Annotated in this window: 12 protein-coding genes; all 12 read right to left on the bottom strand. The window is 67.7% G+C overall.

The window, feature by feature from the left end:
- Positions 1-137: 137 nt before the first annotated feature.
- Positions 138-851 carry an HAD family hydrolase gene (locus C8D78_RS14195; protein ID WP_120954520.1) on the bottom strand — a complete coding sequence of 238 codons (714 nt, stop codon included), beginning with the start codon at positions 849-851 and terminating at the stop codon, positions 138-140.
- Position 852: 1 nt separating this feature from the next.
- The gene (gltX, locus tag C8D78_RS14190; RefSeq protein ID WP_120954519.1) at positions 853-2391 is read right to left on the bottom strand and encodes a glutamate--tRNA ligase; all 1539 of its coding nucleotides are present in this window, start codon (positions 2389-2391) and stop codon (positions 853-855) included.
- Positions 2392-2521: 130 nt separating this feature from the next.
- Positions 2522-3298, bottom strand: a complete 777-nt coding sequence (locus C8D78_RS14185; RefSeq protein ID WP_120954518.1) for a fumarylacetoacetate hydrolase family protein — start codon at positions 3296-3298, stop codon at positions 2522-2524.
- Positions 3299-3387: 89 nt separating this feature from the next.
- Positions 3388-4182 carry an MBL fold metallo-hydrolase gene (locus C8D78_RS14180; protein ID WP_244208412.1) on the bottom strand — a complete coding sequence of 265 codons (795 nt, stop codon included), beginning with the start codon at positions 4180-4182 and terminating at the stop codon, positions 3388-3390.
- 165 nt (positions 4183-4347) lie between these two features.
- Positions 4348-5460, bottom strand: a complete 1113-nt coding sequence (locus C8D78_RS14175) for a branched-chain amino acid aminotransferase (RefSeq protein WP_120954516.1) — start codon at positions 5458-5460, stop codon at positions 4348-4350.
- A 140-nt stretch (positions 5461-5600) separates the two neighbouring features.
- Complete coding sequence (locus tag C8D78_RS14170; RefSeq protein WP_120954515.1) at positions 5601-6653, bottom strand: 3-isopropylmalate dehydrogenase; 1053 nt, start codon at positions 6651-6653, stop codon at positions 5601-5603.
- A gap of 126 nt (positions 6654-6779) precedes the next feature.
- Positions 6780-8339, bottom strand: a complete 1560-nt coding sequence (gene metG / locus C8D78_RS14165) for a methionine--tRNA ligase (RefSeq protein WP_120954514.1) — start codon at positions 8337-8339, stop codon at positions 6780-6782.
- A gap of 9 nt (positions 8340-8348) precedes the next feature.
- Positions 8349-9116 (bottom strand): ABC transporter ATP-binding protein, encoded by a 768-nt coding sequence (locus tag C8D78_RS14160; protein ID WP_425266707.1) that lies wholly within the window; start codon positions 9114-9116, stop codon positions 8349-8351.
- Positions 9113-11899, bottom strand: coding sequence for an ABC transporter permease (locus C8D78_RS14155; protein WP_120954513.1), 2787 nt, complete (start codon positions 11897-11899; stop codon positions 9113-9115). Before C8D78_RS14155 ends, C8D78_RS14160 begins: the two co-directional genes overlap by 4 nt.
- 206 nt (positions 11900-12105) lie before the next feature.
- Positions 12106-13701, bottom strand: a complete 1596-nt coding sequence (gene serA / locus C8D78_RS14150; protein ID WP_120954512.1) for a phosphoglycerate dehydrogenase — start codon at positions 13699-13701, stop codon at positions 12106-12108.
- 181 nt (positions 13702-13882) lie between these two features.
- On the bottom strand, positions 13883-14908 hold the full coding sequence (gene ilvC / locus C8D78_RS14145) for a ketol-acid reductoisomerase (RefSeq protein WP_120954511.1): 1026 nt from the start codon (positions 14906-14908) through the stop codon (positions 13883-13885).
- Positions 14909-14986: 78 nt separating this feature from the next.
- The gene (gene ilvN, locus C8D78_RS14140) at positions 14987-15499 is read right to left on the bottom strand and encodes an acetolactate synthase small subunit (protein ID WP_018773531.1); all 513 of its coding nucleotides are present in this window, start codon (positions 15497-15499) and stop codon (positions 14987-14989) included.
- Position 15500: the final 1 nt, after the last annotated feature.

Genomic DNA, 15500 nt, shown 5'->3' with positions numbered 1-15500 from the left:
CCGCCGGAAGGGATTTCCCTTCCGGCGGGGCCGTTTTGTGCGGGGCCGTCTTGTTAGGTGCCAACTGTGTCCGGTGCCAGCTCATTTCCGGTACCAGCTCAATTCCGGTGCCGGCAGCGTGCAGGCGCCGGCCGGGGTCAGGCCAGCAGTTCCAGCAACGAGGCGACTTCGCGTCCGCGGAAGTCCGGGGCCGGCTCCCCGCCGCGGTTGAGCCAGACGCCAAGGAGGCCGGCCGCCGTCGAGCCTTCCGCGTCGAGCAGCCGGTTGTCACCGACGTACAGCGTTTGGCCCGCGTCGGTGCCGATCCGCCGGACACCCTCGAGATAGATGGCCGGGTCCGGCTTCGCGGCGCCGACAGTATCGGTGCCCACCAGCACGGTAATCCGCCCCAGGCCCGCCGCGTCCAGCTTCACGCGCTGGTAGTCATGGACGTTGTTGCTCACGGCCCCGTAGGGAATCCCGGCGGCGTCCAGGGCGTCCAGCAGCGGTCCGACGTCGTCGAACGCGCGGATGTAGCCGTGCTGGCGGCTGGCGTAGGAGCTCACCCAGTGGTGGGCCTGCTCGCCGTCTGCCAGTTCGACGCCGAAATACCCCAGTGCCGCCCGGCCCCGGAGCAGCCGCTGCTCATTGAAGGTCAGCTCGCCGGCCAGGTAGCGGTCGTAGAAGTGGGTGGTCTCATGGGTGAAGATCCGCCCGAACCGCTGCCACCCGGCCTCGTCCAGGCCGGGCAGGAGGTGCTCGCTGACGTCACGGAGGGCCGTCGTCATGGCGAATTCGAGGTCCACCAGGGTGTCGTCGATGTCGAAGAGGATCCCTTTGACACCGGCAGCGCCCAGTCGCGCCGTCAGCATCTTAGCCGCGGAAGGCGCGCAGGCGGGCCAGGGACGAGTCCTTGCCCAGGATGACCATGGATTCGAACAACGGCGGGGAGATCCGGCGGCCCGAGACGGCCGTGCGCACGGGGCCGAACGCCAGGCGCGGCTTGACGCCCAGGCCTTCCACGAGGGCCTCCTTCAGGGCGGTCTGGATGGCCTCGGCCGTCCAGTCGGTGACGGGCTCCAGCGCGGACAGGGCGGCGTCCAGCACCTCGGTGAGGTTCTCCGGCAGGCCCTTGCGGGCGTCGTCGGCGACGTCGATCGCGTCGTCGGCCTTGAACAGGAAGGCCAGCATTTCCGGCGCCTCGCCGAGCAGCGAGATGCGCTCCTGGATCAGCGGCGCGGCCTCGGCCAGGATCTCCTCCTCGCGGGCCGTGAGGCTCTCCCCCACGAAGCCGGCGGCCTGGAGGTAGGGCACCAGGCGGCCGCGGAAGTCCTCGGCCCCGAGCATGCGGATGTGGGTGCCGTTGATGGCCTCGGCCTTCTTGATGTCAAAGCGCGCCGGGTTGGCCAGCACATCGTTGACGTCGAAGTGCTCGATCAGCTGCTCCACAGTGAAGATGTCCTCGTCGGCGGAGAGGCTCCAGCCGAGCAGGGACAGGTAGTTCAGCAGGCCTTCGGGGATGAAGCCCCGGTCCCGGAGCAGGAACAAGTTGGACTGGGGGTCGCGCTTGGAAAGCTTCTTGTTGCCCTCGCCCATGACGTAGGGCAGGTGGCCGAACACCGGCATGTAGCTGGCGACGCCGACGTCCATGAGGGCGCGGATGAGGACCACCTGGCGGGGCGTGGAGGAGAGCAGGTCCTCGCCGCGGAGCACGTGGGTGATTCCCATGAGCGCGTCGTCCACCGGGTTGACCAGGGTGTACAGCGGGGATCCGTCCGCGCGGACAATGACGTAGTCCGGGATGCTGCCGGCCTTGAAGGTGATGTCGCCGCGGACCATGTCGGTGAACGTGACGTCCTCATCCGGCATCCGCACGCGCAGCACGGGCTGGCGGCCCTCGGCCTTGAAGGCGGCCAGCTGCTCCTCGGAAAGCTCGCGGTCAAAGTTGTCGTAGCCGAGCTTGGGGTCGCGGCCGGCAGCCCGGTGGCGGGCCTCGACCTCTTCCGGCGAGGAGTAGCACTCATAGGCGTAGCCGGCGTCGATCAGCTTGGCCACAACGTCCTTGTACAGGTCCAGGCGCTGCGACTGGCGGTAGGGCTCGTGCGGGCCGCCGACTTCAACGCCTTCTTCCCAAGTGATGCCGAGCCACTTGAGCGCCTCGAGCAGCTGCTGGTAGCTCTCCTCCGAGTCGCGCGCCGCGTCCGTGTCCTCGATCCGGAATACAAAGGTGCCCTTGGTGTGCCGGGCGTGGGCCCAGTTGAAGAGGGCCGTGCGGATCAGTCCGACGTGCGGGGTGCCCGTGGGTGAGGGGCAGAACCGGACACGGACCGGAGTGTCAGCGGTGACTTCACCGGCGGGGGCGGCAAGCGGGGCGGAGCTGGAGACGGCGTCGGGCGCGGAAGCAGTAGTCATAGTGGTACCAACATTACCAATCTCTGCCCTGGCCCCCTGCCCGGAATGCGGCCGCGAACATACCGCCGCGGAAACAGACAACCGCACCGTGGATCCACGGTGCGGCTGTCCGAAATCGGCGCGGAAAACCCTAGCGGCGCACCACCGGGTTGGAGAGGCGTCCAATGCCCTCGATCTCGACCTCGTAGCGGTCGCCGGCCTGCACCGCGCCGACGCCGGCCGGGGTCCCGGTCATGATGACGTCGCCGGGCAGCAGGGTGAAGGCCCGGGAGACGATGGAGACAAGTTCCCGGACACCACGGATCATCTGGCTGGTGCTGCCGTCCTGGCGCAGTTCGCCGTTGAGCCGGCCCTGGATCTGCAGGTCCTCGGTGTCGAGCTCGGTCTCGATCCACGGGCCCAGCGGGGCGGAGGTGTCAAAACCCTTGGCCCGGGCCCACTGCAGGTCCGTCTTCTGGACGTCCCGGGCGGTCAGATCGTTGCCGCAGGTGTAGCCGAAGATCACTTCGTCCACACGGTCCTCGGGCACGTCCTTGCAGATCCGGCCGATGACCACGCACAGCTCGGCCTCGAAGGAAACGTCCTCGGAGAACTCCGGCAGGACAATGGGATCGTTCGGGCCAATCACGGAGGTGTTGGGCTTGAGGAACAGCAGGGGCTGCTGCGGGACATCGTTGCCCAGTTCCCGGGCATGTTCGGCGAAGTTGCGGCCGACGCCGATCACCTTGCTGCGCGGAATGATCGGCGCGAGGAGGCGGACGTCCTCCAGCTTGTGCTTCATGGGGGTTCGTTCCACGCCGTGGAAGAAGGGGTCACCCTTGATGACAGTGACTTCCTCACTGCCGGGCTCACCTTCCACGATGCCGTAGAGGGGATCAGAATCGACTACAAACCGGGCGATACGCATGGGTCTTAGCCTACCGTCCCCGGCGGGCGCCCCTCCCAACTAGCCCGCGGCTGAGTCCGTAATGAGCGCGGCATAAAGCCCACCGCCGGCTAGTTGGGTGGCTGAGTCCGCAGGTAGTCCAGCTGCGCCGCGACGGAGAGTTCCGCGGCCCGGCGGACGGAGGGATCGACGTCGGCGTACACGGCGTCCGTGACGGCGCCGACTCCGGCGTCCGCGCCCAGGGACTCGAGGGCGGCGCGGACCTGGGCGAGCCTGCCGTGCCGGTGGCTGCGGTAGGCGCGGGCGGCGTCGTCGAGTGCCGGCAGCACCGGGCCGTGGGCCGGCAGCACGGCGGCGGGGCCGACGTGTTCCAGCCGGTCCAGCGACTCGAGGTAGTCGCGGAGGATGCCGTCGGGGTAATCCAGCACGGTGGTTCCGGAGCCCAGGATCGTGTCCCCGGTCAGTACCGAGCCGTGAGGGCCGTCCTGCGGCAGGTGGAAGCACACCGAATCGGAGGTGTGCCCCGGCGTCGCCAAAACCCGGATCTCCACCCCGGCCGCGTGAATCGTCTCGCCGTCCTCCAGCGGGGGCGCGCCGAGGCAGTGTGCCGGATCCGCGGCCCGCACCGGCGCGCCGGTCAAAGCCGAAAACCTCGCGGCGCCCGCGGTGTGGTCCGCGTGCCGGTGCGTGATCAGGATCAGCTCCACCGGGCCGTCGCCGGCCAGCGCCCGCAGGTGCGGCTCATCGAGGGGCCCGGGGTCGACGGCGACCCTGCCGGCCGTCCCCGCCGCGCCGATCAGGTAGGAGTTGGTACCGTCCAGGCTCATGGGCCCGGGGTTCGGTGCGAGGCGGTACCGGGTCAGTTCGCTGCTGCGGACAGTGCCGCGGGAGGTCTCGGAGGTCACGGTCCCATCCTTGCATTGAATGCCCTGCGATGCCCTGCGCTGAATGAAGGACTGCATGATGCGCTGATTGCTGGGCGGAATGATGCGCTGCCTTGACTGCAGACGCCGACGGCGGCCCGTCACCCGAAGGTGGGGGCCGCCGTCGTGCACTATGGCATTCTGCGCCTAGGCGAGGCGGGTCAGCCAGCCGTGGGTGTCCTCCACGGTGCCGGTCTGGATCCCCAGCAGCCGGGCGCGGATGGCCATGGTGGTCTCCCCCGCTTTGGCGTCCTCGGAGCCGATGAACTCGGTGGCGTCCTTGAGCACGCCGATGGGGGTGATCACGGCGGCGGTGCCGCAGGCGAAGACCTCGGCGATCTCGCCGGAGGCGACGCCCTCGCGCCACTCGTCCAGGGTGATCTTGCGTTCGGTGACGTCGCGGCCCATGTCCCGGGCCACCTGGATCACGGAGGAGCGGGTCACGCCCTCCAGGATGGTGCCGGAGAGGGCGGGAGTGACCAAGGAGCCGTCCTTCATGACGAAGAAGACATTCATGCCGCCCAGCTCCTCGACGGCGTTGTCATTGAACTGGTCCAGGAACAGGACCTGCTTGCAGCCGTGCGCCTCGGCTTCCTGCTGGGCGATCAGCGAGGCGGCGTAGTTCCCGCCGCACTTGGCGGCGCCGGTTCCGCCGCGGCCGGCGCGGGCGTATTCACGCGAGATCCAGATGGAGACGGGCTTGAGCTCGCCGCCGAAGTAGTTGCCGGCCGGGGAGGCGATCACGCGGAAGGAGACCTCACGCGCTGCCCGGACGCCAAGGAAGGCCTCGGTGGCGATCATGAAGGGCCGCAGGTAGAGGGCCTCGCCGTCGCCGGAGGGCACCCATTCCTTGTCCGCGGCCACGAGCTCGCGGATGGCGCCGAGGAAGTACTCCTCCGGGAGTTCGGGGAGGGCCAGGCGGCGGGCGGACTTGTTCAGGCGGGCGGCGTTGGCCTCCGGGCGGAACGTCCAGATCGAGCCGTCGGCGTGGCGGTAAGCCTTGAGGCCCTCGAAGATCTCCTGGCCGTAGTGCAGCACGGCGGCGGACGGATCCAGGGAAATCGGACCGTACGGCTCAACGCGGGCGTCGTGCCAGCCGCCGTTGCCCTGGGCGTCGACGCTGTAGTCGACAATCGCGGTGTGGTCGGTGAAATAGTCGCCGAATCCCGGGTTGGCCAGGATGGCAGCACGCTCTTCAGCAGACTTCGGGGTCTCCGACAGGTGCTGGGTGAATTCGACGCCATGGGCAGTCTGAGTCATGGTTCCTCCACGATCGGCTGCCTGGCGTGGGAACGTGGTTCACCCTCGGACCACGGCAGCATATTGGTGATTCGAAACAAGCTTACGCCCGTTGCGGCGGCGCTCCCGCGGCCCCCTCGGGGCAGCCGGCAGGGCAGCTGCTACAGCGCAGCCGCGATGGCGTCACCGACCGCGCTGGTGGTGCGGACGCCGCCGTCGCGGGACTCGACGTCGGCGGTGACTGCCGCCTCGATCTTCCGGGCGGCGCCGGCAAATCCGAGGTGGTCGAGCAGCAGCGCGGCGGAGAGAATCGCGGCGGTGGGGTCGGCCTTCTGCTGGCCGGCGATGTCCGGGGCGGAGCCGTGGACCGGCTCGAACATGGACGGCGCGGTGCGGTCCATGTTGATGTTGCCGGAGGCCGCGAGCCCGATCCCGCCGGTTACGGCCGCGGCGAGATCGGTGATGATGTCACCGAACAGGTTGTCGGTGACAATCACATCGAAACGGCCCGGATCGGTGACCATGAAGATGGTGGCGGCGTCAACGTGGAGGTAGTCGTGGGTGACCTCGGGGAACTCCTGGGCCACGGCCTCGACGGTGCGCTTCCAGAGCTGGCCGGCGAAGACCAGGACGTTGTGCTTGTGCACGAGCGTGAGCTTCTTGCGCGGCCGTTCGCTGGCCCGGCGGAACGCGTCGCGGACCACGCGCTCCACGCCGTGGGCCGTGTTGAGCGAGACCTCGGTGGCCACCTCGTGGGGCGTGCCGGCGCGCAACGTGCCGCCGTTGCCCACATAGGGGCCTTCCGTGCCCTCGCGGACCACGATGAAATCAATCTCGCCCGGGTTGGCGAGCGGGCTGCCGACGGTGGCGTACAGGCGTGAGGGCCGCAGGTTGACGTAGTGGTCGAGGCTGAAGCGCAGCTTCAGCAGCAGCTCGCGCTCGATGATGCCGGAGGGAATCCGGGTGTCGCCGGGGGCCGCCCCGACGGCGCCGAACAGGATGGCATCGCGGGTGCGAAGGTCCGCCAGGGTGGCAGCGGGCAGGGTCTCCCCCGTCTCCAGCCAGTGCTCCGCGCCCAGTTTGTAGTGCGTCTGCCGGAGCACGATCCCCTCGGTGGCCGCGGCCTTCTCGAGGACTTTCAGGGCTTCGGCCGTGACCTCGGGGCCGATGCCGTCGCCCGGGATGACTGCCAGATCAATGGTGGATGCGCTCATATTTTCAGCGTAGCCAAGTCATCCACATTCTGGTCAAGTTGTCTCAGTATCCGAAACGCCCGGCCGGACGAAAAACGCTCCCGCACCCCGGTTCAGGGGGTGCGGGAGCGTCAGAGCCGCAAGGACTCAGGCCTCGGCAGGCTCCTCGTACTTCGGGAACACCGGGCTCGGAGCAGGCAGTTCAGTGCCGGCGGCAATGGGCGTGCCGAGGGCCGCGAACTGGCGGGCCTCACCCTCGGGCTGGCCGAGCGTGTCCAGGATGGCCGCCGTCGCCGTCGGCATGACCGGCTGAGCCAGGATCGCCACGATCCGCAGCACTTCCAGCGTCACGTAGAGCACCGTGTTCATGCGCTCGACGTCGGTCTTGCGCAGCACCCACGGGGCCTGCTCGGCGAAGTAGGCGTTGGTGTCTCCCAGGACAGCCCAGATGGCCTCCAGCGCGCGGCTGAACTCCTGCTTCTCAAACGCGGCGCGGACAAGCTCCAGCAACCCGTTGGCCTGGCCGAGCAGCGCGGTGTCCGCCTCGGTGAAGTCGCCCGGCGCCGGCACGCGGCCCTCGCAGTTCTTGGCCACCATGGACAGCGACCGCTGGGCCAGGTTGCCGAAGTTGTTGGCGAGGTCGGAGTTCATCCGGCCCACGATTGCCTCGTGGTTGTAGTTGCCGTCCGCGCCGAACGGGACCTCGCGCAGGAAGAAGAACCGCACCTGGTCCAGCCCGTACTGCTCCACGAAGTCCGCGGGTGCCACCACGTTGCCCAGGGACTTGGACATCTTCACGCCGTTGTTTTGCAGGAAGCCGTGGATCATGATCCGCTTCGGCAGCTCAAGCCCGGCGCTCATGAGGAACGCCGGCCAGTAGATGGCGTGGAACCGGGAAATGTCCTTGCCGATCACGTGGAGATCGGCGGGCCAGAACTTCTTGAAGGATTCCGATTCAAGGTCCGGGTAGCCGACGCCGGTGAGGTAGTTGGTGAGCGCATCGACCCACACGTACATGACGTGGTTGTCGTTGCCCGGCACCGGGACGCCCCAGTCGAACGTGGTGCGGCTGATGGACAGGTCCTCCAGTCCGCGCTTGACGAAGCTGATGACCTCGTTGAACCGCGACTGGGGTGCCCCGAACTCCGGGTGCGCCTCGTACAGCGCCAGCAGCTTGTCCTGGTAAGCCGAGAGCCGGAAGAAGTAGCTCTCCTCGGCCGTCCACGTGACCTCCGTGTCCGATTCGCGCGAGTACCGCACGCCGTCGTCCTTGACCACGGTCTCGTCCGCGCCGTAGTACGCCTCGTCGCGGACCGAGTACCAGCCCTCGTACTTGGACAGGTAAATATCCCCGTTCGCTTCCATCTTCTTCCAGATCGCCCGCGACGCCGCGTAGTGGTCGGCGTCCGTGGTGCGGATGAAGCGGTCATAGGAAATCCCCAGGGCAGCGTGCGCGGCCTTGTAGATCTCGGCGTTCCGGTCCACCAGCTCCTTGGGCGTGATGCCCTCCTTCTCCGCGGCCTGGGCGATCTTCATGCCGTGCTCGTCGGTGCCGGTCAGGAAGAAGACGTCGTACCCGTCCAGGCGCTTGAAGCGGGCCATCGCATCGGTGGCAATGTACTCGTAGGCGTGACCGATGTGCGGCACCCCGTTGGGGTACGTGATGGCCGTGGTGAGGTAGAACGGGGTTTTATCTGTAGAAGTCACGGTCTAAATCTAGATCAGTTCGGTCAGGGTATCGCTCTGGCGGACCAGTTCGTGGTCATGTGAAGCCACCAGCACCGCGATGCCGTCCGAGGTGGTGTCCTTGAGGATGCTGATGATGCGGTTGGCCGCGGCGCGGTCCAGGCTGGCCGTGGGCTCGTCGACCACCAGGACGCGGGTGCCGAGGATGAGGGCGCGGGCGATCGCCACGCGCTGGCGCTCACCGCCGGAGAGCTGGGCCGGGCGGTGGCGCATGCGCCGGCCCAGGCCCACGAGGTCCAGGAGGTCCTTGGCCATGTCCCGGCGCAACTCGACCTCGCCGTCGGGCACGGCCGGCAGCAGGACGTTCTCGAGCGCGCTCATCCCGTCGATCAGGGCGCCGCCCTGGTCGACGTAACCGATCAGGGCACGGCGGCGGTCGGCGATCTCGTCGTCGCCCATGGTCTCGAGCGAGTCGCCCTCCCAGAACACCCGGCCCGACGTCGGCAGGGTCAGGCCCGCGCCGACGGTCAGGATGCTGGTCTTGCCGGAGCCGGAGCGGCCGGCGACGCAGTGCATCTCGCCGGCGTGCAGCGTCATGTTGAAGTCGTCCACGACGTTGACGGCCTCGGCACCGCCCTTGCCGCCGCCGTAGTGGATGGTGATGTTGCTCAGTTCCAGCGGTGTGGCGTGGTCCGTGGCCTTCACGATCGTGTTGGCACGGGTCTTGTGCCCGCCGCGCCGGGTGCTGGCGGTCATCCGGTCGTGTGCCTCCCGGTCAAGGTTCAGCTCGTTAGTCATTGGACCACTTTCGTTGCAATAGGAATCCAGCAAAGTACAGCCACAAGACCGGCGATTGCGGCCCACAGTGCGGCATAGGGGGCCAGGAGGAGGCCGATGCCGAGGGCGCCCACGACGCCCAGCGGCAATGCGACGGTTCCCACCATGGCGTTTTCAAAGAAGCGGACCTGGCCCAGCATGTCCGGGTTCCAGCCCATGGCCCGCAGCGTGCCGAGGTACTGGCGCTTGGCCTGCAGCTCGAACCGCCCGGTGACCATGGTCAGGACCAGGCCGACGGTCACCCCGGACACGCCCAGGATGATGCTTGGCAGCGCGATGCTGGCCGCGGCCAGCCCGCTGAGCGCGCTGGCTCCGGCGGCCCGGGGAATGTCGATCAGGAGGGCCACCAGGCCACCGACGGAGGCTCCGAAGACGCCGACGGCGACGGCCAGGGCGATGGTGTTGAACTTGTTGGTGCTCAGCTGCCGGTTGGCAAAGGTCAGCGGCGAATCAATCGCCATGAGCCGTTCGTCGTGCTGCGGCTCCTGGTCGACCACCTCGCGGTGGCGCAACTGCTGGGCCGCGACGAATGCCGCACCTGCGTACAGCACGAGGACCGAGGCAGAGACGATCGCCGTCGCCGCGCTCCAGGTGATCAGGCTCAGGGCGATGCCGACGACGGCCAGCAGCGCCGCGCCGACGCCGAATTCGGCGAGCACCCAGGAACGGATCTTGCGCTGGGTCCAGCCCATGGCACGCAGGGTGCCGGCCTCGCTGCGCCGTTTGCGCACGTAGCTGACGGTGGAGGCACCGGTCAGCAGGGCCGCGCCGCAGAGGGTCAGGAACAGCAGGGTCAGGTTCGTGGCGGTCAGGGAACCGGAAACGGCGTCGGCCGCATCCTGCCGGACCCACGACTGCTGCACGGTGCCCAGCGGCGACTCCTTGCCGGCGTCGTCCTTGCTGTAGCCGGGGACGGCGATGTTGGCGTCCTCGCGGGCGGACCCGGCCACCACGGTGGCCTGCAGGCCCATGCCGCGGATCTCGTTGGCGAGCTTTTCCACCTCGGGCTGCGCCTGCTTCCAGCTGCCGGGGACCTTGGCGCGGACCCGGACGGCGTCGATCACGTTGGCGTTGGCGTCGTAGCCGCGGGCGGCCGCGAGGCCGTAGAAGTCGGTGATGGCGCCGGCGGACTGGCTGGCCAGGCCCGTGGCGCTCAGGGACGGCTTGAGTTCGGTGTTGACGGCTGTTCCGGACGAGTCCTTGGTCAGGGTGAACGGCGCCGGGTCGTACCCGCCGAGGGGCAGCCGGTTGACGTCGCCGGCCGCTTCCTTGACGGTGGCGGGGTCGAACGTGCCGTAGACCATGGCGAGCGGGGTGGCCAGCTTCTTGCCGGTTTCCAGGTTGTCCCGGTAGGCGCGTTCGTCCACGGGCTTGCGCTGCGTCTGGTCGACGGCGGCGCCGTTGGCGGCCTTGTCCGGCAGGCGGTTCACGGTGACCCAGTCGCCCGGAGTGGCGCTCTTGTCCACGGCGCCGTTGGCGGCGGTTTCGCCGTCCTTGTACTTCGGGGCGGCGGCAAAGTTGGTGGTCCAGGTGGCCGGGTTGTTGAGGCCCTGGCTGAAGGATCCGGTGTCCCCCATGAGATTGGAGAGGTCCTTGGACCCCGGCCAGGCGAGGGCGAACGGGGACTTGGAGACGAACGGCAGGTAGTCCTTGTCCAGCGAGCGGGTGACCGTGCCGACGTCCTTGGTGACGTTGCCGGAGTCGTCGATTTCCTCGATTTTGACCGAGTACTTCAGGTCCAGGGCGGTGCCCGAGCGCACGATCAGCGGAATAGCCTGCGAATCGGCGGTGAGCTGGCCGTCGCGCTTGGCCTGCTGGTACTGGGTCATCAGCGGCGCCCAGTACTTGAGCTTGACGCCGAGGAAGTCAGGGCCCTCTTTGAGCTGGTCCATGCTGATGCCGTTGGTGAAGAGGCTCTCGAAGTGCCGGCCGATCGCGCCGGCGTTGCGGGCGTCCGCGGGCGGGGCCTTCTCCAGCGGGGCCAGGAAGTCACCGGCCGTGCCGAGCAGCGCGCGTTCGGAGACGGGGTCGACGGCGACCACGGACTCTGTCACCGGCGGCGCCATGGGCAGGGACACCGAGAGGTTGAAGAGGTTGTGCTCGGAGCCGCCGGCCGGGTTGGGGAACTTGATGCCGGTCTCGCCGGCCGGGCCCTGGATGCGGACGTTCTTGCCGCCGGCAACCTGCTCTTCGACGAGCTTGGCCTTGCCGAGCGAGCCTTCGGCCGTGGTCTTGAAGAGCGTCTGGTCGGAGTGGCCGTCGGAGCTGACGGCGCTGGCGGTGAGCCGGTACTTCTTCGGCGTGTCGCTCAGGACCGATTCCGCGGCCGGCCATTTGCTCGGATCCGTGGCCGTCGGGTCCCCCGCGGTGCCCGCGAGGCCCGCGTTGAAGCCCAGGTAGTCGGTGGCATCCAGGCGCGGCGCCTCAAGGTTCTGCGTGACGCGGGAGACCAGGCTGATCGGCGCGGCCACCGAGGTGCCGGAGAGCTTGCGGATCGAATCCAGCTGATCGAAGCTGATGCCGCCCTGGCCGGTGGCGATATCGGGCTGCATGAGGCCGCCGCTACCCCCCGCCTTGGCCTGGACCAGGACGTCGTAGAGCCCCCGCGAGTTTTGGTCCACGGTCCTGCTCAGCGCCGCCTGGGACTGACCCTGGACGAGGACGGACAGGCACATGGCCACGATCAAAATGGACGCGGTCAACAAAAGCACTCTGCTTCTGATGAACCTCTGGACGGCGTTCATTGGGCTCCTGAAAGCTGGATTGCGTGCGCACGCCGCAGTTCATTTCCTGCGGAATTGAAGGCGTCCCGTGCCGGGCGTGCAAAAGTAAAGGCCGGTCTGCCGGCCAAGACCTGTAATTTAGGTCCTAGCCATTGTACGCAGACCAGCCGTCCGCTCGTGGCCGCCGGCGGCGGTCATGCCGCCGCCGGCGCCCTGCGGGGAGGATTTCAGTCCTCGAGGTCAACCTCGCGGACCATGTCAGCGCCGATCCCGGCCTTGATCGCGTCAAGGACCTGCTGGGGAACGGCGCTGTCGATGGTCAGCAGGGCGAGCACTTGGCCGCCCTCCGCCTGGCGTGCCACCTGCATGCCGGCGATGTTGATGTTGTTCATGCCCAGGATGTGGCCGATCGTGCCGATCACGCCGGGGCGGTCCGAGTAGGCCACCACCACGAGGTGTTCGCTGATCGGGATCTCCACCTCGTAGCCGTTGACGCCCACGAGCTTCTGGATCTGCTTCGGGCCCGTGAGGGTACCCGCGACGGAGATCTGGCTGCCGTCGCTGAGCGCCCCGCGCAGGGTCAGGACGTTGCGGTACGACTCGGTGTCCGGCGTGGTGATGAGCCGGACGTTGATGCCGCGCTGCTCGGCGATCACCGGGGCGTTGACGTAGGAGACCTGCTCGGTCACGACGTCGGCAAAAATCCCCTTGAGTGCCGCGAGCTCCAGGACCTTGACGTCCAAGGAGGAGATCTCGCCGGCGACCTCGACGTCGAACTGGGTGAGGGAGGCGTGGGTCAGCGCCGTGAAGATGCGGCCCAGCTTTTCCATCAGCGGGATGCCCGGGCGGACGTCCGGGGCGATCACGCCGCCGGCGACGTTGACGGCGTCGGGGACCAGCTCGCCGGCCAGTGCCAGGCGGACGGACTTGGCGACGGACACGCCGGCCTTCTCCTGGGCCTCGTCGGTGGAGGCGCCCAGGTGCGGGGTCACCACGACGTTGTCGAGTTTGAAGAACGGCAGGTCGGTGCTGGGCTCCTTGGAGAAGACGTCCACGCCGGCGCCGGCGATGTCCCCGGCCTGCAGCGCGGTGTAGAGGGCTTCCTCGTCCACCAGGCCGCCGCGGGCAACGTTGACCACATAGGCCGTGCTCTTCATCTTCTTGAAGGCCTCGGCGCCGAGCATGCCGACGGTTTCCGGGGTTTTGGGCATGTGGATGGTGATGAAGTCCGACTGCGCCAGGAGCTCGTCGAGGGTCACCAGCTGGACACCGAGCTGGGCCGCGCGGGCGGAGGTGATGTAGGGGTCGTACGCGAGGATCTTGGTGTCGAAGCCCTTCAGGCGGGCCGCCACCAGGGCGCCGATCCGGCCGAGCCCGATGATGCCGATCTTCTTTTCGAAGAGCTCGATGCCGGTGTACTTGGAGCGCTTCCACTCCCCGTCCTTGAGGGCGGAGCTGGCCTGCGGGATGTGGCGGGCGAGGCTGAGGATGTGGCCGACGGTGAGCTCGGCGGCGGAGACGATGTTGGAGGTCGGCGCGTTCACCACCATGACGCCGGCCTGCGTGGCCGCCTTGATGTCCACGTTGTCGAGTCCGACGCCCGCGCGGGCAATCACCTTGAGGTTCTTGGCGGCGGCGATGGCCTCGGCGTCCAGCTGGGTGGCGGAGCGGACCAGGATCGCGTCGACGTCGGCGATCGCGGAGAGCAGCTGGGAACGGTCGGAGCCGTCAGTCTGGCGGATTTCAAAGTCCGGGCCGAGGGCCTCGACTGTGGCGGGGGAAAGTTCCTCAGCGAGGAGTACGACAGGTTTGGTGCTTGTCACCGGTGACCTCTTTAGCTCTCTTGTGTATCTGGTGGGGATCTTGGTGAATCAGGTGGTACTGGCGGTTCTGATGTTGCCGGCGGTGCCGGCGGTGCCGGACAGCAGGGAAGCCGGACCCCAGAAATTGGTGTCCGGCTCCCCTGCCGGGCAGTGTCTAGCGGCAATATTTAGCCGGCAATGCTTAGCGGGCTGCGGAGCCTTCGACGTAGTCGGCGTCCTGCTGCTGCCAGGCGAAGAGCGAGCGCAGCTCGCGGCCAACGGCCTCGATCGGGTGCTGCTCGGCCTTGGCGCGCAGCGCCTTGAACTCCGGGGCGCCGGCGTCCTGGTCATCGATGAAGCGCTGGGCGAAGGCACCGTTCTGGATGTCCGCGAGGACGGCCTTCATGTTCTCCTTCACCTCGGGGGTGATGACGCGCGGGCCGGAGACGTAGTCGCCGTATTCTGCGGTGTCCGAGACGCTCCAGCGCTGCTTGGCGATGCCGCCTTCCCACATCAGGTCGACGATCAGCTTGAGCTCGTGCAGGACCTCGAAGTAGGCGATCTGCGGCTGGTAGCCGGCCTCGGTCAGGGTCTCGAAGCCGTACTGGACCAGCTGGGACACGCCGCCGCACAGGACAGCCTGCTCGCCGAAGAGGTCCGTTTCGGTCTCTTCGGTGAAGGTGGTCTTGATGACGCCGGCGCGGGTGCCGCCAATGGCCTTGGCGTAGGACTTGGCCAGATCCCAGGCGGACCCGGTCGCGTCCTGCTCGACGGCGATGATGTCCGGGATGCCGCGGCCGGCCTCGAACTCGCGGCGCACGGTGTGGCCGGGAGCCTTCGGGGCGACGAGGATGACGTCAACGCCCTCCGGTGCCTTGATGTAGCCGAAGCGGATGTTGAAGCCGTGGGCGAAGGCCAGTGCCTTGCCGGGGGCCAGCTTGTCCTTGATGGAGTCGTTGTAGATCGAGCGCTGGTACTGGTCCGGCGCCAGGATCATGATGACGTCGGCCCATTCGGCGGCGTCGGCGACGTTCTTGACCGTGAAGCCGGCGTCCTCGGCCTTGGCGATCGACTTGGAGCCTTCCTTGAGCGCGATGGCAACCTCGACGCCGGAATCGCGCAGGTTCAGCGCGTGGGCGTGGCCCTGGGAGCCGTAGCCGACAATGGCGACCTTGCGGCCCTGGATGATCGACAGGTCTGCATCGTCGTCGTAGAACATTTCAGTCACTTGCGTAACTCCTCTTGAGTGGATTTTCCGGTGAAAATAGTCTGTGGTGTTGCGGTACTGCGCGGGCTCCGCACTCGCCTAGGCGCTGCGCAAAGCCCTGTCACTCATGGAGCGGGATCCCCGCCCGACGGCCAGGGTGCCGGACTGCACGATTTCGCGGATGCCGAATGGCTCAAGCACTGACAGGAGTGCCGTGAGCTTCTCGGGGTGGCCCGTAGCCTCAATGACCACCGACTCTGTGGAGACGTCGACCACTGAAGCGCGGAACAGGTCTGCAGCCTGGGTGACCTGCAGGCGTGTTGCGGCATCCGCACGTACTTTGACCAGGATGTGGTCACGCTGTACGGAAGATTCGGAGGTGAGCTCGACGATCTTGATCACGTTGACCAGCTTGTTCAGCTGCTTGGTGACCTGTTCGATCAGCTCGCCGTCGGCGTCGACCACCACGGTCATCCGGGACATGCCCGGGACCTCGGTGGGGCCGACGGCCAGGGAATTGATGTTGAAGGCCCGGCGGGCGAAGAGGCTGGCGACGCGGGTCAGCACGCCGGGCTTGTCTTCGACCAGAACGGACAATGTGTGGCGGGTCATG

The organism is Arthrobacter oryzae (assembly GCF_003634095.1).
GTDB lineage: Bacteria > Actinomycetota > Actinomycetes > Actinomycetales > Micrococcaceae > Arthrobacter > Arthrobacter oryzae.
The sequence above is the reverse complement of the archived record's forward strand: the minus strand, read 5'-3'. Positions and strand labels throughout refer to the sequence as shown.